The sequence below is a fragment of the Pseudoalteromonas sp. BMB genome (assembly GCF_001709235.1).
GTDB classification, from domain to species: domain Bacteria; phylum Pseudomonadota; class Gammaproteobacteria; order Enterobacterales; family Alteromonadaceae; genus Pseudoalteromonas; species Pseudoalteromonas maricaloris.
Genome location: NZ_MBQA01000013.1, coordinates 88,227 through 110,070, shown reverse-complemented (window position 1 = coordinate 110,070; position 21,844 = coordinate 88,227). Strand labels below are relative to the sequence as shown.

Below are 21,844 nucleotides of genomic sequence, written 5' to 3'. Positions count from 1 at the left end.
TTCCAGTTTGTCCACTGTTCTGATTAGATAATAAGCTTGTTAATCAAACGGCTGTCAGGCAAGCCTAGTTGCTTAAATTCTCTATATATCGGAGCATAGTACTGAACCGCTGCGATAAACACCGGTGTCTGGGTTTTTGTCAGCACATCTGGCGCATAAACCGGTTTACCCATAAACGTGGTTCCAATTTTATTGGGGTCTGGATCAACAAAATAAGCTAACTCGACTCTTTTGAAGTAGTTGCTATGCTCCAATAACAGACGTGCTGTTTCTCCTGCCCCCCAAAGAGCAACAGGCACTTTGGAGTCCGCTAACGCGACGATATCATTCAGCCCAGCCAGCTCCAATTTATCCGCTAACAACGCCTCTTCATCAGCGCTTAACTCTCCGATACGCATGAGTATCAAGTCGTCTAAATAAACTACGTGTGCGCCAAGCTGCTTTAATGATTTATATAAACGCACAATAAGCACCAAATCATCGCTGCTAATACGCTCTTCTTTAAAATCAAAACTTATCTGAAAATTACAAGCTTTCAGCTGATATCGATCAATTAGCTCGGCAAACGCACGAATTTCCGCTTGAAACTTATTTCCATCCGTGAATATGTATTTAACCGTAACGGCTTCGGCATTAGCACTGGAGTACTTTACAAGGTTTTCCATCACCTTATGTAAGCTGTTTTTGCCCCGGATCTTGACAAACGTTTCTTCAGTCCCCGCATCTATACTCGTAAATATGCTAACTTTCTTAGCGAGCAATAGCTCATAGATCGCTTTATTAAACACTACCGCATTAGTTATAACCCGGTTGCTTGATAGCGGTAATCGCTCCGTTGTCTGCAAAAGTAATTTAGAAAAATGCTTATCAGAGGTAGGCTCCCCTCCACCCCAAATGCAAAGCGCTTTTTCACTCAGTCGTTGCTCATCTAATAATGCTTTTTGCAAAGCCAGTACATCGTAAGCTGGCTTTTCTCCACCGTAGTAAGTATCGCTACAGTAGCTACATTTCAAGTTACATACTGAGTGATGCTCATACGATACCTTTGTAATTTTACTAGATTCAATCGCCCCCCACTGTTTAAACTCTAGGTAAGGGCAACCATCGCAACCTGTCGGCTCACCCATATTGATATCTGCAAATAGCTTTTTCTTTGCATCCATTATCGTTTTTACCAGATTTTCGGATTGCTCTAGCTGCTCACTATTAACAATAGTTACGTCGCCACGCATTTCGTTGTCAACAAAGAAACGCTTACAACAAGTACGAATTTCTTTTGGTGCAAGAAACGCGGAGTGATGTAAGTCTATACAGCTCCACTTTTTCCCTTCGTTTTCTTCAAGGAATTCATCTATTACTTCACTTCGGCGCGGCGCTGCGGTTTCATGCGTCATCATGGTATTAAGAAAGTGTTTTACTAACAAACTGTAATAGGTTTTGTCCAATGGTAGGCTATCAATAGGCACAGAAAAATCGTTAAGTTGTTTAAACGTATATTCATAGAGAGGCTCTCGAAGCTCCTTACTTGGCGCTTTTAAGAATATTTTCCGGATGCAAGTAGCAACCAACCCAATTACACCGGTTAAGAAAGCAGTATGCAGGCTTTGGTTCTTTGAAACTGATTTGAGGAGTGTGTGGATCACTGCATAAGAACGATAAAACCCTTTGATGTGAGACGTGCTAACCGAATTCACTATTGAACCAGGTCGTGGGGTTTTTAAATAGATAACTTCATCCAGTAATTTTACTTCCCTTGCATGCCAGTACACTAAAAAGGTAAAGTCAATATCTTCATGGAAGCCACCAGCAAAGGACACCTGATGCTCTATCAATAATTGACGCTTGATCATCAAGTAAATTGCCGAATGATCCATTCTAAATTTTACGTATTTTTCTAACAACAACGCTTTTTCATTTGTAAATTCAGGTTTATCAAACCGACCTTCAAAATGAAATGTCTCATTGTTAACGTTATCTTTTTTATATCGCCAGTCAAAAGCCACCACATCACAATTAACAGCTTCGGGATCAACAAATTGTATCAACTGCTTTAACGCTAGATCAGTCAATGCGTCATCACTGTCAACAAATAAAATCCACTCCCCTTTAGCATGCTCTATACCCAAATTACGCGCAACTCCCGGACCACTATTAGTCTCAGTCTGGAGCACATGCACAGCTTGATTGCGCTCTGCAAAAGCTGATAACAACGCAAAAGTACCATCCGTTGAGCAATCATCAATTACGATGATCTCAGCGAAATCTTCTAATTGAGTCACCAAACTTGCAAGACAAGCTTGAATATACTCAGCGCTGTTGTAAGTTGGTACTATTAGTGAAATCTTCATGCTATTACTCTCTAAAGTGCTTATCTACCTGACTAGCTGTATGTCTCTTTGACTTGCTGCCGGAGTACTTTTCCCATCGCATTTCGGGCTAAATTGTCACACTTTTCAATAATCCGAGGCTGTTGATAATCGGTCAATTCAGCGAAGCATAATTTACGTAACGCTCGCTCAAGGCTTTCTTCTTGTTGTACATTCGCCTGCTCGTAGACTACTTTAATGACTTCTCCTAAAGTAGGATCGGCAACGCCAAAAGCAACGCAATCAGTAACTAAGGGGTGACGTTTTATTACCTCTTCAATATCTTGTGGGTAAATATTGATGCCACCACTTGATATTACCTCTTTTTTGCGACCCACATAAAATAGAAAACCTTCCTTGTTCAGGTAGCCCAAATCGCCTGTGTAAAAATAACCTGTATCATCATATGCTGCTTTCGTAGCCTCTAACTGTTTCAAATAACCTGAAAATTGAGTTGTAGTTTTACAGGCAATTTCTCCGACAACTCCGATTTCAACAGGCTTTCTGTGGCCGTCACAGATCTTTACATCAACAAATGGGAGAGGTTTACCTACACTGCCCTGATTTCCACCTTCATCATCGATACAAAAGTCCGTTACTACCCCCACTTCAGATGCGCCATAGCATTCATGAAACTCGCAGCTAAGTAACTTTAATAACTTCCCTTTCGTAACTGTGTTTAAAACAGCTGATGAAGACACAAGTATTCGGACGGAGGAAATGTCTTTGTTTTCGACACCTTGGGCAACTAGCCCCTCAAGCTGTGAAGACACCGCAAACAAGAAACTGACTTGATACTGTTCGATAGCACCTAGCCAGCTTTGTAACTGAAACTTAGGTAAAATCACAGTTGTAGCGCCGAGCATTAACGGCATTAATACCCCTCGTTGGGCAAGGGAATGATAAAGCGGTGTTGCGACCAAAATGACATCATCTGACGTTAATTGATAGTAATTTATCGTTGCTGAAAACGCGCGTTCAATCTTACACTTTTGACTTAACACGATTGGTTTTGGTGAACCTGTTGAGCCTGACGTCATAGTCAAAATAAAGTCCAACTCAGGCGCTGCATCCGAGTATTCTTCGTCATGTTCTACATCGGTGAAAATATCTTCCCAACAACGTTCACCGAGAACGCTTTCACCTATAGTTATTACCTCATCTTCTCTCACAACCGCACTTTCCAGTAAAGTACGACTAACAGTGGGCCAACAAATGGCCATACTTACAGGAGTCTTCTTCAGCGCTATTTCTAACGCAGCTCCCTTTAGGGTTATTGGCAACGGTACCACAGCTAAACCCAATTTCGCAGCAGCTAGCAATACAACAGGGTATTCAATGCCATTGGGTGCAAACAATGCAATTCGCTGCCCCGGTGTTAGACCCTGGTCCTTAAAAAAGCGACTTAAAATTAGGACGTAATTAAATAACGAGCGGTAGGTAACTTCCGTTCCGGAAAATACTACTGCTACCTTATCTGGCGACTTTTCCACATTTCGATGAAAAAGGTGGTATATATTAACCATGCTCGTTCTCTCTCGTTAACATTACATAATTAAACTTTTTAGGATCAGCTGATGGGAAAATTGATTGTGTAACCTGAAAATGAGGACTATCGACCTCAATAGCTTTGAAACCATTATGCTGATTCAGCAAATTAACAAATTTATTGTCTTTATGGATTACTGCAAGCCAAATACCATCAGGATATTCTTCCTCACAGAGTTTTAGCTGCCAGTTTAATGCCAACTGGACATACGCAAAATTAACCTGCTCAAGAGCTGAAAACCAGCCACCATATAAGTATGTTTGTCCGTTTTGCTCAAGTGATTGGTGCCAAATATAGATAAGAGGATTACCATCTAATTCAACGACAAAGTTTTCACGCTGATTTTGATGCCACCACTTGTAGTGACCAAGTGTCGGGATAGCTTCCGTGATAGTCATTCTGACGTTATTATGTTGACTATTGCGGGCGTGTAAATAGCGATTAATATCAAAAAAGTCTACCATCCTAACGGTTAAATCTGCTGCTATAGGTAGATATTCACGTTTACAAAGTGACTGTATTTCCGCTTCAGACTGTGTCTGTTGTGATAATAAATGACTTGAAACTCTAGCAGCTCCCCGGCCATCAACGCAAACTTTACTGTGGTTTCTGTACTCAGCTAGCTTGTCTGAATTATCAAGTAATATATTAATCAATTCAACGACTTCCAACGGATCACTAGAAAAAAACTCAGGCAGATGTAAACAGTGCCCTAAATCATCCAACCAGCTCTGATTATGCTCTTGATTTTTAGCCATACTAAATGTTAGTGCAGGTGTTTTTGTTGCAGCAAGTTCATACAACGAAGTACCCAACGCACCAACAAATAACTGTGCTCTAATAAAGCTTGGGTACAAACTCTCTGGACTTCTGTTTATCTCAACTTGTGGATAAATATGCTGCAACGATATTATCGATTCATAATTTATTGCAGATGGTCCTAGGACAATTTCTATCGGCTGACATGGCCTAAGCTGACACACTAATTCAATTATAGGAGTCAATAACTCCCAATCCCCGCCACCACCGAGAGAAAATAGCAGATGAGAACGTTCTATATCTGCGCGCGAACTGTCGTGATATACACTTTCAAGTAAAGCATATTTAGGTCCCAAAAGCGTTTCACAGTCATGAGATACCAAATGATGATAATAAGCTTCGGTTTGATCTCCTCGCCATCTAATATCTATTAATGTATTGGCTAAATGTTCACGACCCAAATCATCTATTACAACAAGTTTAAATTGATCTTGAATCTGGCTTTCCCACTCTCTACCTAATAGATAAGAGTCAACAACGATAGCTTCAGCACTTACTTGGTAAGCGATAGATAAAGTTTGTTGGGCATCATCATATTCACTCGTCCCATGAGTAATTAGGGTGACGCTGTCGTTAATACCACTGATATAGTCACTCAGACAGTCATTTTCATCTAAAATGAAATGACTACCACAACCCCGAACACTAAGCTCCTTAGCCAAATTCAAGCATCGTTTTAAGTGGCCAATTCCTTGAGTGCTGTTAACACGAAAAACAAACATCAAGACCTCAAGATTACATCAATGAGGCCACCCACTGTCGCTGAGTCTGGTCTCAACATTTGCTCAGGTGTTAATCGAACCCCAAAATCGGTTTCGATCTGCATTACCATTGATAACATTTCAAATGAGTCTAATAACCCGGACTCCATAAAATTAAAACTTTGTAGCTGTTCACTCTTAACGGCTACACCACGAGCTAATAGAAAGGTCTGAAAAAATTCAAGTAGCTGAGTTTCGCTAGGCATTAACAAAAATCCTCCCATTTAAGCTGAGTACCTGCAGGTAAAGACTTATTTACTCGTCGCCCGACAAGCGATGGCAAGTGCTTTGGTTGAATTTCGCCTCCACCTGGGCGCATTTGTCGCAAGTGCATATCAGACAGCGTTTCACCCGATTTAACGTCCTTAATAAGGTAAACACAACGGCGCTTTTGACAAGGAGTATCTGGGTAATGTACTCGCCCCATTGCTTTCTCGATCTGTCTTACACCATGTACAAGGTTTTGTAATTCTTCTGGTGTCATTGAGAAAAAGCTATCTGCAGTTTGATCATTTTTATCCATTACAAAGTGCTTTTCGATAACACATCCACCCACAGCAACCGACGCTAAAGGCACATCGTTCCCTAGAGTATGATCTGACAAACCAACAGGAACCGAAAAAGCTTCTCGCATATGCGGTATTGTTCTTAGATTAATACTATCAGCAGGTGCCGGATAAGTACTGGTACACTTTAACAGGCATAATTCAGTGACACCGGCATCTTTTGCTACTTTTACTGCGTCTGCAATTTCAGGCAGCGTCGCACCGCCAGTAGACATAATCACAGGCTTGCCGGTTGCGGCAACATCACGAATAAGTTGATGATCAATCAGCTCTGGAGACGCAATTTTATATGCCGGCGCATCAAGTTGTTCTAATAAATCAACAGCTGATTTATCGAATGGTGAAGAAAAGCAAGTAATCCCTATTTTTTTAGCTAATTCAAAAAGTTCAGCATGAAACTCCCAAGGCATGTACGCATGTTGATAAAGATCGTATAAATACTGCCCCTTCCACGGCCCATCTTTAATAAAAAAATGTGGTAAGTCACACTTCATTGTAAGCGTGTCGGCACTATATGTTTGTAATTTAATTGCATCGGCACCCGCTTCCTTTGCCGCATAAACCAACTCTTTGGCTCGACTTAAGCTTTGTCCATGGTTTGCAGACATCTCAGCAATAATATAATTTGGGTGTTGATGTCCGACTAGACGCCCATCTATTTTAAGCTCTTGTTTAAACATATTTATCCAACTTTTACTTGCTCAACATGTTTATTTATGTCGAGTACTTCTGGGTGTGCTTTTAATTTTCTCTTCAGTTCAGGAAAACTAAATTCAGTCTTATTATCGAAGAGCTGAAAAACTTTCTGTATTGCTAGATAGTCATCTGGTTCGTCTAAAGTCAAACGCCAACCAGATAAATCCTCATGATAACTATAATCAGCGACCTTCAAATTTTTCACTATATACTGTGTCAGGTGCTCTCTCTCAAAATCTTGGCTAGCACTGGCATGTGCTTGTGCTAGCGCTGCGAATGTAAATACCTCGGTGTCAAGGCCATTTGGAAATCCACAATGAGGACCCGCGCATACATAATCAAAATTGTTGCGGATATTAAAGAAATGAGAAACGACCTTAGCGGTTTCATAGGCATCAATCAAAGGGCAATCACTAGTACAGCGAACAAGTACTGTATCTGGTTTCGCGTTTACTAATTCTGCTGCTAAGTAATACCTGCTGAGCACATCGTGAGTATCCCCCTCAACAAACCTTACCCCCAAAGACTTGCACAGTTCGGTAATTGGAGTTTGGGAGCCATCATTGGTTGTTGCTACAATAATTTTGTCTTTGAAAGGGGATAAGCGCTCAATCATAACCTGAAGCACTGGACGTCCGCACAAAGGCAACATCACTTTTTTCGGCAAGCGAGTTGATGTCATCCGCGCCTGAATAATAATATGAAAGTCCTTATTTTTTAAGCTTTCATAAATAGAGTTACTCTGATTCATACTAATAACTAAAATACTTCAATGCTTTGTTATCGGCCAAACCGATAACTAATTTAATAACAATTCCATTTTAACCCCAGAGAGACTTTCATCATCGAGTTGATCAGGTTCCAAAGTCTTGAAACCCATTTTAATGTACGCTTTCACAGCTGGGACATTAGACTTATCAACGCCCAAAAACACTCTCTTAAGGTTGTATTTGTCTTTTGCTATTGTGATAAAAGCAAAAATTGCCTCTTTCGCAACTCCCTTGCCATGCCAATTTTTATCGCCAATCAAGATCCCCATTTCAGCCGAGGTCCCACCAGAATATTCTGAAAGAATAAACTTCACGTTGCCAATATGCTGCTCAGCTTCCTTTGTAAAAATTCCATACAAATAAGTATCTGGCGTATTATTTTGTGTATTGATATATGTCACTAAATCGTCGGTCGTTTGTTGTCGGTTTAAAATAAACTGACTGACGTCACTATTTAACCATGAAAGATAATCAGCGGTTGCGTCGGACGGAGTTAACCCTCTCATTTTGAAACGCTCGGAAACAATCATCATTTTGTGCTTTCCCGTCTAATATCAAATATCAGTATTTAAAAGGTTGTTAATATTAATTTAACCTTTTAAAACCAGCAGTTGTCGGAGTAACCTCCTTCAGCACTTCAGGATCATGCAGAGCGACTTTTACTGCTTTAAATGCATTGTCTACTGCAGATAGATATTCATCTACGTGTTCTTCTTTATGTGCATACATTGCATAGAACATATTTGTAGCTAACACTCCTTGGTTTATCATCTGCTCTATAAAATACGCCTTCAACTGCAGTGGGTTATCATGCTCGAAAGAAAAATGACACAGGGCATCAATACCAGAAATATGAATGCTCAAACCATGTTTTTCAGCAAGAGACTGCCAACCGGCTTTAACCAGTGCACCAATTTTTTGAAGATGATCATGCACGTTATTTGCTTCATAATAACGTATAGTTGCTAGTGCTGCGGTTGGACCCACTCGCTCCGTCCACATCGTACTGGAAATGAAACTTGATTGTGCAGCATCCATCCACTTCTCTTTTCCGATTATTGCGGCCATCGCATAACCATTCGCTAATGCTTTAGAAAATACGGCAATATCAGGTTCTATACCAAGCAGTAAATGCGATCCTCCACAGTTAATTCTGAAACCCATCGATATTTCATCAATTATTAATGGGATACCCAGTGTTTTGGCTATTTTTCCAACGAAACTCCAATACTCTGAATTAGGTGCAATATTACGCATTGGCTCCATAACAATTGCGCCGAGCTCAGGGCCATGTTGCTCGACAACCTCTTTTAGAGAGTCAATGTCATTATATGAAAATGGTATTGCAGTGCCAGCCAACGCTTTTGGAACACCCGCTGGAGATAAACCCGCAATTAAATGCTCATCTAGGTTTTCTTTCGAGGACACATTTGCCGCCAAGTACCAGTCATGCCAGCCATGGTAACCACAAAATGCAATTTTATCTTTTCCCGTCGCGGCGCGAGCAATTCTTACAGCAATTGTCATTGCCTCTCCACCGCACCTTGCGAATCGGACTTGATCTGACCATGGATGCAGCTCTACTAATTTCTCTGCCAACATGACCTCTTCTGGACAGTTTAAACTAGAACTAACCCCATTATTGATTGTTTCAATTACAGCCTGATCGACGGCAGGCTCAGCATACCCTAGAATGTTTGCCCCTATGCCAGATATCGACATATCAAGATATCGTTGCTCATTGAGGTCCCAAACATAACAACCTTTCGCTTTGCTGAAGTAACCTGGCCACACACTTTGATTAAACATGTCGGGTCGCTTTGACAATAATTGTGAAAGACCAGGGATCAGTTGCTTCGCTTTTGCTTGCATTTCAGTATTTTTATTCGTCATGATTTCTCAACTAACATTTTCAACTTCACTGATGAAGCAAAGTTAGTACCAATTAGGTGGTAACTAACCTTTAAATTTGGCTTGAGTCACTTTTAATCTTCAGTAAACAACTCCTTCAGGGAAATCAAGGGTAGTTTTACTGATATTTTTCACTCAAGAATCAGATTTCAGTAAAGTGTAAGGGAATTTTAAATAAACAGCTAATTTTAAAAGAAAATGGGGGAAAACGTAGAGAGTAACAAGCCATGCAAAACGTTTATTATTTCTGGTTTAAGCTGGCTCCGAAGTGTCTACTCATTAACTTCGGAGCCGCGACAAAATCTTGTCACCCTTTTACATATCGACTTTTACTGACAAAGTCTATTTCTTTGGCGGTAGTATTCAGGACATTGCTTAAGAAAATCAACCCAAGCCTTTAACGCTTTTCTAAAATACGGAACCACTTCGTAATCATCACCAAAGTTATGAAGAATTGAAATTAATATTGATGACGTATAAAGAGCTTCACCTTCTAGTAACTGATACAAGCCTAAATGATCTGCAGAATTTCTAAATGAGTACAAATACCTGAGACTTTTCAGTAAAACTTCTTGCGCAGATTCTCGACAATCAAACTCTTCTTCCAAAAGCTCCACCATTGTGCCGCACAGCTGCTCAAACTCTTCTTCACAAAGTAGCTTTTCCATAGATTCAATGTCAGCTTTAGCTGCAAAAAGGTTAGTTTTGATATGCTCCACAACTTGGTGTTTATCAACTCCCCTTTCAGGCAACAAAATGTCTTTACTCTCCAGTGGTATAGAGTGCTTAATCTTTGCACCATTACTACAGTTGTAACAGTTTACATTTTCTTTAAGAAATGATTCTAGAATCCTTTCCATTTGACAGTTGCCAACATACATAAACTCATCAGAAAGTACCGTTTCACAAAAGTTTCCTGGGATCCTGACTTGCCCCCCTATTTTGGTTGGTTCAATGACAGTCTCACCTTCTTCACTGTAATAAAAGCTTGCCTTACTATGATGATGTTCAGGGTCTATGTAGCCATTATCCACACCAAACAGATAGATGTCTTTAAATCCAAGATGACATGCATAACTCAGCGCAGTATTGCCCACGAGAGGATTTGAAAATGACAGGCTTCGAAGCACTTTATTCTCATTCCTGTAGTGAGATAGTTGCAACATTTGTGTACCTGACTCACCAGGCTTAAGCGCCATTCCCGCCCATCCAAATAGACCAGCCACATCAGGATGCATCACATTAGTAACAAGCAAATTTAAGTCTTTGCGCATCGATTCCGGTATATGCTGCTTGAGGAAATAATAAGTTGATTTAGTTCGTTCCAGTGCAACGTGAAAATCGGGAATAATCCCATGCTTTATTAATGCTGTAGTCGCTGAGTTACACGCGAATATAATGACTTTATCTTGGATCCGCTTTAGCGGTTCAATATTGGCGTCTAATGAAGGACCGTTTGCAACCACTACGGCTGGTATATCATGCAATAGCGCTTTATCTTGCTGTTCATTGGCAGAAAACATGAAGTTGCAGTTGTTTTTAACATTCCCCAATGAGTTAGCTATCCCGATCATAGCATCATCGAAGAAGCCAAATCCCGCGAAAAACTGGTGGTAATTCTTTTTAAATTCTGCGATCCATTTATTTACTTCAACTGATGGATAATGCTGATAAAACCAAGAGTGGCAGACACTGGCTACACTTATTTCTCTTGAGCGTGAATAAACCTTTTCGTAAATTTCATGTTCTGTGACCCCTACACCTAGATAAAGGTAAGCACCTTGAGCCTCAATTTTTTCAAGTATAGAAACCCAATCGGAAACAAACAAACTAGCAAAAAAGTAATCTTCATTCGGTTCAAAAATATTTACGTAACCAGCTTTACAAGCATCGATAACGTCTTCAAGGTGATAGCCAAGCCCAATACCGAAAATCATCTTGTTTGGAACTGCACTACCTAACTTCTTAAATGGCGCTAAGTTCGATTTCGTCTCAACAAAGATTTCCCCTAAGTTTCGCATCAATTCAACATGAAGAAACTCGATATCACCATTTTCAACAAATGCAACACCGGAGTGGTCTAAACGTCCAAGAATTGGATTTTCGATATTTTTCTGTGTCTGCTTTTGTATTTGTGAAACTGGGTCTTCGCTATACATCGGTACACCAGTTTTATAATCAATAATATTGGCGCTGCCGTTAGGGTTAACAAATAAGTTAAACAGCGAGTTTGGCTCGTACGTTAAGTATTTTTCGTAAATTTCTGGAAAATGTGATTTGAAGGCTTTGAGGTTTCTTTCAAATTTTAAATTGGCAGCTTCTATAAACAACTCTTCTCTAAGCGCCTGTTCTTCCACGGCTTTTAATTTTACTTCAAGAGTTTCTAACTGGGACTTAATTGGATCCATGATATTATTTGAACTCGTTATATTTCTTGATTGAGGATTGTTTTCGCTGAATCTTCAGCAACTGCTCTCGGGTACTTCTTTTTTCTTGACTCATACGTTCAATCACTTCGTTCAACATTGCGATTGACTCTTCTAAGTAGACCCTTTTTTCTTCAACATCTTCTATCAAGTCTGAACGCTTTTGAATATATAAACAAAATTTCTTTGTTTCTGTTTCAGCGAGTTCCATCTCACCTCTTTGAAGGTGTTCGAAAATCAAACACAACAATTCCTCAAGTTCGTCTCTATGCTGGCTATCCATGACTAGCATCTTGAGAAGCATTATTCAGTGTTTTAATGCGGACATCTACAGGGATCGCATCCCAAGCTGATTTAATTTCTTTCAACAGGTTAGACACTTCATCTACGATGGCTGAATCATTTTGTACTGATGCATCCAGTAGCCTATCCATCATATAACTGTACAGAGCATATAAGTTTTCTGTTACTTCACCACCAACATCAAAGTCTAAACATTCACGTAACGCTTCAATAATTGCTGATGCTCTTGAAATATGTTCGGATTTGGCTTCAAGATTTCTTTTATCAATAGCGACCTTTGCCAGTACCATTTTTTCAATAGCGCCTGCCATCAACATCTGGATAATTTCATAACGATCCGCACCTGCCACTCGAGTTTTAAGTGCTTCTCTCTGGTAATTCTTAACTTTTGCATTATACATGTTCAATCCTCTCTATTACTTGGATTTGGTAAAGCCTGGAAGATTAGAAAGTTGAGCCCCCAAATAAGATTGAGTTTGCTGCATTTGCGCGATAAGTACATCAAGCCCTGCATATTTTTGACGTAAGCTAGCTTCAAATGACTTCATACGCTCCTGGTGATTTATGACATCGTCCTCTAAATCGTCAAGTTGAGCATTCAAACTAGTCTCACGTTGTTTCATAAGTCCATCTGAATCGACGTAGTTTCCGAGCAATTCTTCTAATTTTTTGGCTACACCATTTTCCCCTGCAAATGCTGTACCAATATCATCGTAATTATCATCCATTGCTTCGTTTAAGCTGCGAACTAGTGATGACTTTTCTAAATAACCTTCTTTATTAACACCAAGGCCCATGTCAAACACTGACTCAAATGGTCCAGCATCAGTCAACGTAGAACCCAGAGTAGAAACCAACTGATCACTCAATGCTCTCATCGAAGCATCACCATTTAGAGGCTTTCCGACTCGAGTTTGCAGGCCAATCATTCCAACGAGATTATTGTAATTTGTAATCAACTCATCGACGAGCTTAGTGACAGACTCTCTGTCATAATCTACGTCCAATTTAGCTGTTAATTTTGTACCAGATGTGTCCTCAGGGCTAACTTCGAGTGCTCTTATCGTCATATCTTGAACAGCATCTTTAAATGTGTTTGTATCGCTGTTAACTGTAAGGCCATCTACCGTTATAATTGCATCTTGCGCTTTGTCTGCATCCGCAATTACCATGCCACCAGACGGGTTTGTTGTCGCGTCATATGTCTCAATAGCATCAAGCTCAGCAGTATCACTTGTAATCACCAGGTCGTTTCCATCGCCACTGACATTTGACGTAAAAACAAGTTTGGAGCCTACATCGGGATCACCTGTGTTAATAATATTGGCAGTGATACCGAAGTTGGTATCTGATGCATTAATAGCATCTCTTAACTCAGCCAGAGTCATTCCAGCAGTTACTTCTAAATCAAATGATTTATCCGCACCTGCTGAAAAAGACAAAGTACCACCACTTGCACTAACAACTGCGTCGGCTGAAGCAAAAGCACCGTCCGCAGAAACGGCTCGGCTTCCTTGCGCCAATTGTTCTACAGCAATCTTGAAATTACCCGTAGAAATATCTGACGTTGGTGTTACGCTGATTATTTCAGCACCATCTGGTTGACGAATATTCGCGATTCGCTTGCCAAAGTTATCGATGTCCGCTAGTTTTTCAATTGTGTCTTTAAGTTTTGAAATGGCAGATTTAACCTCACCGACAGAAGACAACTCAACTTTCAGTGATTCTTGCTTTGCAGCAAACCTTTGCATCTTGGGTACGTTTTCCGCATCCACAGAAGCTTTTATAATTGACTCTAAATCAAGCCCTGAGCCAACACCCGCAGATGTAATAAGTGGCATAATCTACCTCCAAATCTATATCAGGCGGTTCTATCAAATAACACGCCACGCTTTGTAAGTTTATCGGCAAACTCTTCCAAAGCCTTAGCTACTTCCCTAAACTCTTTTGAAGGAATTTCCCTAATTACTTCATTGCTAGACTTATCTAAAACAAGAACAACTGGAGGATCACCCTCTTCATCAAGTTGAAACTGTAAGTTCGTAGCCGTAACGGGGATAACATCGTTTAGTCTAGCTAAATTGTCTTTAACTTCTGATATTAACTGTTCATTACTGCTAGCACCTTTGCCATTATGCTCAGGTGAATCTTCAGGCTTTACTCCATCTGGAGTATTACCGCGTTCATTGTTTAATTCTTGTCTTGGTTGCTTAATCAGTTGGCTATCAACCGAATAGTTTAGCCCTTGAGAAATTTGAACATCACTCATCTAGACCTCCTGTAAAGCCTATAAAGAGTATACGCCAAGTTCGCGAACATTCCCAAACTTGACGCTTTTCTCAGAATATTACCCAAGTAACGATAGTGCTACCTGTGGACGCTGATTAGCTTGGCTCAAAATAGAGCTACTCGCTTGCTGTAAAATCTGCATCTTAGTCAGGTTGGCTGTTTCTTGAGCAAAATCGGTATCTCTAACTCGAGATTGAGCTGCTGATAAGTTTTCTTGGATATTTGACTGGTTACGAATAGTTGACTGGAATCGGTTTTGTACCGCACCAAGCTCAGCACGTTTCTTATCAACTACCGCAATCATGGTATCCATTGCAGCCAGTACTTGCTGTGCATTTTCTTGCGAAGATACACTAATTACGGTGGCAGCCATGTTGGTGAAACCAGCGGTAGCCTCTGTAACTCCAGTACCAACATTACTGATACCAGCAGCTAATGTTGACATTGTTTTTCCTGATACTGCTGACGCAATGCCGGCGATACCAGACATTGTGAAGCCACCATTTGCTGTCAAAGAGTTAGAGCCGTTTGAAGACGAACCAACGTCTTTCATACTAAAGCTTATAGTCTGAACGGCATCAGAGCCAACTTGGAAATTTGAATCATAGGTGCCATCTAGTAGATTTTGACCACCAAAAGTTGTGTCTTTAGCAACACGGTTAACTTCCGACGCCAATGAGCGAATTTCTTCTTGCAGTGCTAATCGGTCTTCGTCTGTATTCGAACCATTTGATGCTTGTTGCGCTAGCGTACGAATACGCTGAAACATTTGTGTCGTCTCATCCAAAGCACCCTCTGCGGTTTGCGCAAGAGAAATACCATCATTCGCATTTCGAATACCTTGGTTTAATCCATTAATTTGTCCTGTTAGACGGTTCGAGATCTGCATACCTGCAGCATCATCTTTTGCACTGTTTATTCTAAAGCCTGATGACAATCTTTTAAAAGAAGTATCAAGCGCACTACCTGAGTTCATCAATTGTCTTTGTGCATTCAATGAACTGACATTGGTATTAACGTAAATAGCCATAATAGCCTCCGCTTTATAATACATATTTCAATGCTGCGGGATACCCCTACCCTGCAGTATTGAAGAGGTTAGAGTACTAGATTGATAGTTCTCTAACTCTTCTATCGACTATAAAAGAGGAAGCTTTAGCTTTTTTTTAAAAAAATTTAACTCATTAGCCTTGTAGTAGACTTAAAGCTGCTTGAGGTCGTTGATTTGCTTGACCTAATATAGTTTGGCTAGCTTGTTGTAAAATCTGATTCTTCGTTAACTTTGCAGTTTCTAAAGCAAAGTCCGCGTCTTTTACTCGCGATTTCGCTGAGTTTAGATTTTCAGATACGTTCGACTGATTTCGAATGGTCGACTGAAAGCGGTTTTGAACAGCACCCAGCTCTGCACGTTTTTTATCCACCACTGCAATCATTGCATCCATCGCTGCGAGAACTTGTTGTGCATTTTCTTGCGAAGAAACACTGATCAAAGTTGCAGCCATGTTCGTAAAACCGGCAGTCGCTTCTGTTACTCCGGTGCCAATATTACTAATACCAGCAGCCAACACTGACATCCCTTTACCTGAAACCGCAGACGCAATCCCCGCTATTCCAGACATAGTGAAGCCACCATTTGTGGTCATTGAGTTGCTACCGTTAGCAGAAGAGCCAACTTCCTTCATGCTAAAGCCAATTGTTTGAACGGCATCAGCACCTACTTGGAAGTTTGCAGAGTAGGTTCCATCAAGTAGATTTTGACCACCAAATGTTGTATCACTTGCGACTCGATTTACTTCAGCAGATAGCTGACGAATCTCTTCTTGGATCGCTAAACGGTCTTCATCAGTATTAGAGCCGTTTGCTGCCTGTTGCGCAAGCGTTCTAATTCGCTGGAACATAGAGGTGATTTCGTCCATTGCACCTTCAGCTGTTTGAGCAAGAGAAATACCGTCATTCGCATTACGGTTGCCTTGTTCAAGTCCCATGATCTGTGAATTTAATCGGTCGGAGATCTGCAAACCTGCAGCATCATCAGCAGCACTGTTTATCCGCAAACCAGATGATAGACGCTTGAAAGAAGTATCTAGTTCATTACCTGAATTAGTCAATTGTCTTTGTGCATTAATTGCACTGACATTGGTATTTACATATAAAGCCATAACTCACTCTCTTTTTGCCAAATCAATATCTAATTGATAGATAGTTAAATGACAAAGCGGCATGCATGTTTCAGGTTTTCTTTTTACTAAGGCAACCAATTGCCACTTTGACGCCAAAATTAACTCTACTGGGTTTAAAGCAAGTTACAGGCCAAAAAGACACAAGGTTATAGACACAGCTAAAGAATAAATTTAATACCATGATAAATATGAAATTTATAGATTTCTATTTTGAGATTTGGATCTAGATATTATCTTAGCGTCAATTTACTGTGCTTATTTGAGCGGTACGCATATACCGTGTGAGCGATGTTCACCAATAAATCTTAGACAAAATAGCCTAGACATTGAAGTAGCTGGTTAAATAATCTGTGCATCGAGCATCTAACGCCTTATCCAAGGCCTCATACATTGATTTAGCGGCAAACAAATAGATTTTACGCTCTATATATAGTTGGTACTAAAGGAAGTTATATGAAGTAAAAGAGGGGCTGGCTAGCCCCTCTTTAGTAAGTTTGAGAGTGAGTGTCATTTTTTTAACACAAACTTGGCATGGTATGTGCTTTAATTAACGTGTTCATTGTTTTAATGAACGCTATTGGATTTTTTAGCTCCTCCGCTTTATCATCCAATTCGGTGCCTAAGCAAATACCCCATCTGGCTTAGGCACCTTTTACCATCCTAGTTAAATTATCCTAGTAGACTTAGTGCAGCTTGAGGACGTTGGTTAGCCTGGCTTAGAATTGTTTGGCTTGCCTGCTGTAGAATCTGCATTTTAGTCAAGCTAGCTGTTTCTTGAGCAAAGTCAGTATCTTTCACTCGAGATTTTGCAGCTGATAAGTTTTCCTGAATATTCGATTGGTTACGAATAGTTGATTGGAATCGGTTTTGTACCGCACCAAGCTCAGCTCGTTTCTTATCAACTACTGCAATCATTGAATCCATCGCAGCTAACACTTGTTGTGCATTTTCCTGTGACGATACACTAATGATTGTAGCTGCCATGTTGGTGAAACCAGCTGTCGCTTCTGTAACACCTGTACCAACATTACTGATACCAGCAGCAAGGGTCGACATTGTTTTGCCAGTTACCGCGGAAGCGATACCCGCGATACCAGACATTGTGAAGCCGCCATTTGCTGTCAAAGAGTTGGAACCATTCGCAGACGAACCAACGCTTTTCATGCTGAAGCCAATTGTCTGTACTGCATCAGCACCGACTTGGAAGTTAGCCTCGTATGAGCCATCTAGTAAATTTTGTCCACCAAAAGTTGTATCTTTTGCTACACGGTTAACTTCTGATGCTAAAGAACGGATTTCTTCTTGAATCGCCAATCTGTCTTCATCAGTATTCGAACCGTTTGAAGCTTGTTGAGCTAGGGTACGCATACGTTGGAACATTGAAGTTACTTCGTCCATTGCCCCTTCTGCAGTTTGTGCAAGAGAGATACCGTCGTTCGCGTTACGGTTACCTTGGTTAAGACCATTGATTTGTGAACTCAAACGGTCAGAAATTTGTAGACCTGCAGCATCATCAGCAGCGCTGTTGATACGAAAGCCTGAAGATAGACGCTTAAATGATGTATCTAGTGCGTTACCAGATTGCATTAATTGTCTTTGTGCGTTCAATGAACTTACGTTAGTATTTACATAAAGTGCCATGATGGTTCTCCCACTTTAAATCGAGTCTTTCACTCTCAAACTTAGAAACTTTCCAACCTTTGAATGTTTTTCACTCTCCGGCTTGGTTATTTAAGTTATCGGTCGGCAAAAATTTTCCTTTAGTGTTTTTTTTAAAAAAAACATAAACAACTGATTGATATAGACTTTTTGTTTTATATGGAACAAAGGACAGGAAGTTATGGCTATGAGCTAATACTGAAGAAATGTATTGAAAGTACTATTACTTTCAATACATTAAATTAGATAGTAGTGTTTTAGGCTGTTTTGAAGAAGGTAACCTTTAAAGGCTACCTTTTTAACGAATGTAGTCTAATAAAGAAAGGTTAGTTAGGCGGCCAAATGTTGCCTGAGAGGCCTGTAATGCAGTTTCATGCTTGGTGAGCTCTGAAATCGCTGAATAAAAATCGACTTCAATCAAAGCCGCTTTATTTGCTTTATTATCAACGTCCAAGTCTGAATTTGCATCAGATACAAGCTTTGCAGCATTTAACCTGCCACCAAGCCCCGCTTGTCCTTGCGATATTTTAATCTTGGCATTATCTAGGCCAGTAATACCATCAGCCAGTACCTGTTTGTAATCATCACCCGTAATACTGGTATCTCTCAATGACGTAATCATAGATTCTAATGTATTTAGAATGTTTTCCTTCTGAGGCTTTTCCAAATCAAAGCTTATTTGGCCTGGCGCAGCACCAGCGAAGTCAAACTCCATGCCAGCGACTTTAATAGTTCCGCCTTCTGCAGTACCGGTTGAAATAACCGTTCCCCCCTGCTCAAGCTGGTAAGTATTTGGTGTACCCGCTGTCACTACTAAGTCAAAGGTGTTTGCACCTGCAGGCGCACTTGGATCGGCGTTGTAATTTGCTTTATGGAACTTATCAAAAACCCCTTGTTCGTCCACATAGACGGAGGCCGATGTAATACCACCAGAAACCACACCTGTGTTTGAAGTAATATTCAGTCGCTTCTCTGCACTTTCAAATACATCAAAACCGTTATCACTGGAACGTATCTCGACGCCTTCAGAAACTTTTATTTTATGCTGTCCTTGGTCACCGTTATATACGTACTTTCCAGTGGCAGAGTCAAAGCTGTAAGTTTGCGTATTGTCTTGGTAGCCGGAAAATATAAACTTACCATCTTCACTTTTTGAGTTCATCAAATCCAAAATAGTATCTTGGATTGACTCTAACTCATCAGCGATTGCTTGGCGGTCAACATCGGATAACCCACCATTACCTGCTTGTATCGACTTGGTATAAGCACTATCAATGGCCGTTTTAATATTTTCTAGTACTGACTCTTGAGTGTCTAATCTCGAAGACAACATAGTCAAATTCTTAGTAAACTGATCGTTTGCTTGGATCCGGTCGTCAAAAAGCATGGCTCTAGCAGTCGCTGAAGCATCATCAGAAGCACTCAACACCCGCTTTTGCGTGTTCAACTGCTGTGTTGCTTTATTCACGTCTTGCTGATTACGCAAAATAGAATTGAGATTAGAATTAAAAATTTGATTTTGAGATAAACGCATAATTACCTCGCTGCACTTAATAAGGTATCGAACACAGTTCTTGCTGCCGAAATGACTTGCGCCGAAGCCGAGTAAGACTGTTGAAAACGTAACAAGTTGGCCGCCTCTTCATCTAGGTTTACGCCCGATAGAGATTCAAACCATGCGCTTGACTGATTGGCTAACGCTTCAAATGCCGCGCCATTGGTTTTCGCTTGATTGGTAATAACCCCTACACCAGTGACAATATCGGCATATGCTTCATTAAAGGTTTTATGGCTTTCTGTACTACCTGTAGACTCTACATTTTGTCTAACTAAATCCGATGATTTCAGACCATCGAGCGCTGCACCATTACGGTTGTCATCAAAGCCACCAGTGTTAAAACTAATCTCAAAACTATCACCGGTATTCGGCGTACCCTCAATATCGAAAGTGAAGCCAAGATTATCAAAAGGTGCAGGCGCTGCTCCCACTCCAGAAAGAATATCTTTACCATCCGCAGGAGCCGTAAAGGTATGCGTTGTACCTGAATTACTGGTTAACGTATATTCGTTAGCATTGGCTGTTTTAGTCAACGTATAAGGACCATCATTCAACGTTGGCGGCGTTCCTGCAGTAAACGCACTGGTCGTGGGATCGGTATCAGTGACGACTCCGGCTGAAATGGTCGCCGTACCATTATTGTCTGCTGATTTTTCAGTACGAATTGGCGACGCTAATGCGAGTGCTTCTGGTCTTTGAGTTGCAAGCTCCAACCCAGTTGCAGCCTGTTGATTTAATTTCACAAGAAATCTATCACCTGTTGCACCACTACCCGTTACGTTCATTTGTAAGCCAAAATAATCGCCCGTTCCCGTGATGACTCCACCTGCAATATTACCAGTCGTCGGAGTACCGATAGGATTGCCTTTGGCATCTACAGCTGTTATTTCAACGGTTGTTGCACTGGTATAAGTAACTTGAAAATCGGTAGCTGGCAACTCATTGCCGCGCCCAGGCTCAAGTGTTGCCGTAAGCGCTGCGGTGCCTGTATTTTCGCTGTAAGCAAAGCCACCCACGGTAGGTATTTTAAATATATCTCCACCTATGTTGCCATCTAAGTCCATTCCCAATCTATTTTGCTGATTAAAAGCATCTGCCAATGCGAGGCCAATTTGACCTAGTTGGTTTTGTGCCGGGATCAACACTTCATCTCTAAACGCCAGTAACCCACCGATTTTGCCTTTCAAGCTGCCGCTATCTAACTCGAGCTGTACAACATTTTTATCTTTAATGTCTAGGATTAGTTCTTTATGGTTAGGATCTGGGTTGCCTTTCATCGCGAATAAATTGAAGGCTCCACCTTGCATCACAAGTGCATCCCCAGTGCCTAAAAATACGAGCTTCTCGCCATTTTCACCATCGAGTGTTTCTATATCTACAAGTTCAGCGAGTTCCTTGATAGCTTGATCTCGCTCGTTAAGTACACTGTGATCGACATTGTTCAGATTGAGTGCTGATTTACTCGCTACTTGTTTATTTAACTCGCTGATTTTTTGAACAAGGTTGTTAGCTTCTTCTGAGAAAATATCCAATTGCTCGTTCACAATACTGTTTTGATCAACAACTATTCCTGACAGTCTATCCATTTGATCAACAAGACCTTGAGCGCCCGTCATAAATAAAGAGCGGTTAGTTGTCGATGAAGGCAAGTTAATCGCGCTTTGTAAATTGTTAAACATCGAGTTGATGCTCTTGCTCAGACTGTTTGAGTCTTGTGCAAACAACGTATCAACACGGCTTGCCTCAGTGACAAACTGCTCGTAGTAAGACTGATTAGAAATATCACGATTTAATTGCTGCTGCGCAAATTGGTTGAGCAAACGCACGGTTTCACCGCGGCCAACCATGCCACCTATCATTGTTCCGTGTTCAGTCCGTTCACGGATATACCCTTTGGTATTTAGGTTAGCGATGTTTTTACTGGTGGTTTGTAGTAACTCAGAGTTAGCCCTAACCCCTGCTGCACCAATATTTAATAGATCAAATGACAT

18 protein-coding genes are annotated in these 21,844 nt (G+C 40.7%); all 18 read right to left on the bottom strand.

Features of this window, described 5'->3' with window-relative positions:
- Positions 1-23: 23 nt before the first annotated feature.
- The gene (locus BB427_RS01745; protein ID WP_069018750.1) at positions 24-2,348 is read right to left on the bottom strand and encodes a glycosyltransferase; all 2,325 of its coding nucleotides are present in this window, start codon (positions 2,346-2,348) and stop codon (positions 24-26) included.
- 32 nt (positions 2,349-2,380) lie between these two features.
- Positions 2,381-3,892 (bottom strand): class I adenylate-forming enzyme family protein, encoded by a 1,512-nt coding sequence (locus BB427_RS01740; RefSeq protein ID WP_069018749.1) that lies wholly within the window; start codon positions 3,890-3,892, stop codon positions 2,381-2,383.
- Complete coding sequence (gene pseG, locus BB427_RS01735) at positions 3,885-5,456, bottom strand: UDP-2,4-diacetamido-2,4,6-trideoxy-beta-L-altropyranose hydrolase (RefSeq protein ID WP_069018748.1); 1,572 nt, start codon at positions 5,454-5,456, stop codon at positions 3,885-3,887. Before pseG ends, BB427_RS01740 begins: the two co-directional genes overlap by 8 nt.
- The gene (locus tag BB427_RS01730) at positions 5,456-5,701 is read right to left on the bottom strand and encodes a phosphopantetheine-binding protein (RefSeq protein ID WP_039492552.1); all 246 of its coding nucleotides are present in this window, start codon (positions 5,699-5,701) and stop codon (positions 5,456-5,458) included. The genes pseG and BB427_RS01730 overlap by 1 nt, the downstream gene beginning before the upstream one ends.
- Positions 5,701-6,741 (bottom strand): pseudaminic acid synthase, encoded by a 1,041-nt coding sequence (gene pseI / locus BB427_RS01725; protein ID WP_069018747.1) that lies wholly within the window; start codon positions 6,739-6,741, stop codon positions 5,701-5,703. Before pseI ends, BB427_RS01730 begins: the two co-directional genes overlap by 1 nt.
- A 2-nt stretch (positions 6,742-6,743) precedes the next feature.
- Positions 6,744-7,508 (bottom strand): cytidylyltransferase domain-containing protein, encoded by a 765-nt coding sequence (locus BB427_RS01720; protein ID WP_083229821.1) that lies wholly within the window; start codon positions 7,506-7,508, stop codon positions 6,744-6,746.
- A 48-nt stretch (positions 7,509-7,556) separates the two neighbouring features.
- Complete coding sequence (locus tag BB427_RS01715; RefSeq protein WP_083229820.1) at positions 7,557-8,060, bottom strand: GNAT family N-acetyltransferase; 504 nt, start codon at positions 8,058-8,060, stop codon at positions 7,557-7,559.
- A 52-nt stretch (positions 8,061-8,112) separates the two neighbouring features.
- Positions 8,113-9,420, bottom strand: a complete 1,308-nt coding sequence (locus BB427_RS01710) for an aminotransferase class III-fold pyridoxal phosphate-dependent enzyme (RefSeq protein WP_069018746.1) — start codon at positions 9,418-9,420, stop codon at positions 8,113-8,115.
- A 347-nt stretch (positions 9,421-9,767) separates the two neighbouring features.
- Entirely contained in the window at positions 9,768-11,846 is a 2,079-nt protein-coding gene (locus tag BB427_RS01705; protein WP_069018745.1) for a motility associated factor glycosyltransferase family protein, read from the bottom strand.
- Between the two features lie 4 nt (positions 11,847-11,850).
- The gene (locus BB427_RS01700; protein WP_069018744.1) at positions 11,851-12,147 is read right to left on the bottom strand and encodes a hypothetical protein; all 297 of its coding nucleotides are present in this window, start codon (positions 12,145-12,147) and stop codon (positions 11,851-11,853) included.
- Positions 12,140-12,568, bottom strand: a complete 429-nt coding sequence (fliS, locus tag BB427_RS01695; RefSeq protein WP_039492563.1) for a flagellar export chaperone FliS — start codon at positions 12,566-12,568, stop codon at positions 12,140-12,142. Before fliS ends, BB427_RS01700 begins: the two co-directional genes overlap by 8 nt.
- Before the next feature lie 15 nt (positions 12,569-12,583).
- Positions 12,584-14,008 carry a flagellar filament capping protein FliD gene (gene fliD, locus BB427_RS01690; RefSeq protein WP_039492565.1) on the bottom strand — a complete coding sequence of 475 codons (1,425 nt, stop codon included), beginning with the start codon at positions 14,006-14,008 and terminating at the stop codon, positions 12,584-12,586.
- Positions 14,009-14,028: 20 nt separating this feature from the next.
- The gene (locus tag BB427_RS01685) at positions 14,029-14,436 is read right to left on the bottom strand and encodes a flagellar protein FlaG (RefSeq protein ID WP_039492567.1); all 408 of its coding nucleotides are present in this window, start codon (positions 14,434-14,436) and stop codon (positions 14,029-14,031) included.
- Between the two features lie 78 nt (positions 14,437-14,514).
- A complete protein-coding gene (locus BB427_RS01680; protein ID WP_039492670.1) occupies positions 14,515-15,486 on the bottom strand; it encodes a flagellin N-terminal helical domain-containing protein in 972 nt (323 codons plus the stop codon).
- Positions 15,487-15,640: 154 nt separating this feature from the next.
- Positions 15,641-16,615, bottom strand: a complete 975-nt coding sequence (locus BB427_RS01675) for a flagellin N-terminal helical domain-containing protein (protein WP_045989524.1) — start codon at positions 16,613-16,615, stop codon at positions 15,641-15,643.
- A gap of 690 nt (positions 16,616-17,305) precedes the next feature.
- Positions 17,306-18,277 (bottom strand): flagellin N-terminal helical domain-containing protein, encoded by a 972-nt coding sequence (locus BB427_RS01670; RefSeq protein ID WP_045989523.1) that lies wholly within the window; start codon positions 18,275-18,277, stop codon positions 17,306-17,308.
- 316 nt (positions 18,278-18,593) lie between these two features.
- Entirely contained in the window at positions 18,594-19,829 is a 1,236-nt protein-coding gene (gene flgL / locus BB427_RS01665) for a flagellar hook-associated protein FlgL (RefSeq protein ID WP_069018743.1), read from the bottom strand.
- A gap of 2 nt (positions 19,830-19,831) precedes the next feature.
- Complete coding sequence (gene flgK, locus BB427_RS01660) at positions 19,832-21,844, bottom strand: flagellar hook-associated protein FlgK (protein ID WP_039492574.1); 2,013 nt, start codon at positions 21,842-21,844, stop codon at positions 19,832-19,834.

Coding starts and splice junctions, on each gene's coding strand:
- BB427_RS01745 (WP_069018750.1), bottom strand. CDS start 2,348: ATGAAGATTTCACTAATAGTACCAACTTACAACAGCGCTGAGTATATT.
- BB427_RS01740 (WP_069018749.1), bottom strand. CDS start 3,892: ATGGTTAATATATACCACCTTTTTCATCGAAATGTGGAAAAGTCGCCA.
- pseG (WP_069018748.1), bottom strand. CDS start 5,456: ATGTTTGTTTTTCGTGTTAACAGCACTCAAGGAATTGGCCACTTAAAA.
- BB427_RS01730 (WP_039492552.1), bottom strand. CDS start 5,701: ATGCCTAGCGAAACTCAGCTACTTGAATTTTTTCAGACCTTTCTATTA.
- pseI (WP_069018747.1), bottom strand. CDS start 6,741: ATGTTTAAACAAGAGCTTAAAATAGATGGGCGTCTAGTCGGACATCAA.
- BB427_RS01720 (WP_083229821.1), bottom strand. CDS start 7,508: ATGAATCAGAGTAACTCTATTTATGAAAGCTTAAAAAATAAGGACTTT.
- BB427_RS01715 (WP_083229820.1), bottom strand. CDS start 8,060: ATGATGATTGTTTCCGAGCGTTTCAAAATGAGAGGGTTAACTCCGTCC.
- BB427_RS01710 (WP_069018746.1), bottom strand. CDS start 9,420: ATGACGAATAAAAATACTGAAATGCAAGCAAAAGCGAAGCAACTGATC.
- BB427_RS01705 (WP_069018745.1), bottom strand. CDS start 11,846: ATGGATCCAATTAAGTCCCAGTTAGAAACTCTTGAAGTAAAATTAAAA.
- BB427_RS01700 (WP_069018744.1), bottom strand. CDS start 12,147: ATGGATAGCCAGCATAGAGACGAACTTGAGGAATTGTTGTGTTTGATT.
- fliS (WP_039492563.1), bottom strand. CDS start 12,568: ATGTATAATGCAAAAGTTAAGAATTACCAGAGAGAAGCACTTAAAACT.
- fliD (WP_039492565.1), bottom strand. CDS start 14,008: ATGCCACTTATTACATCTGCGGGTGTTGGCTCAGGGCTTGATTTAGAG.
- BB427_RS01685 (WP_039492567.1), bottom strand. CDS start 14,436: ATGAGTGATGTTCAAATTTCTCAAGGGCTAAACTATTCGGTTGATAGC.
- BB427_RS01680 (WP_039492670.1), bottom strand. CDS start 15,486: ATGGCTATTTACGTTAATACCAATGTCAGTTCATTGAATGCACAAAGA.
- BB427_RS01675 (WP_045989524.1), bottom strand. CDS start 16,615: ATGGCTTTATATGTAAATACCAATGTCAGTGCAATTAATGCACAAAGA.
- BB427_RS01670 (WP_045989523.1), bottom strand. CDS start 18,277: ATGGCACTTTATGTAAATACTAACGTAAGTTCATTGAACGCACAAAGA.
- flgL (WP_069018743.1), bottom strand. CDS start 19,829: ATGCGTTTATCTCAAAATCAAATTTTTAATTCTAATCTCAATTCTATT.
- flgK (WP_039492574.1), bottom strand. CDS start 21,844: ATGTCATTTGATCTATTAAATATTGGTGCAGCAGGGGTTAGGGCTAAC.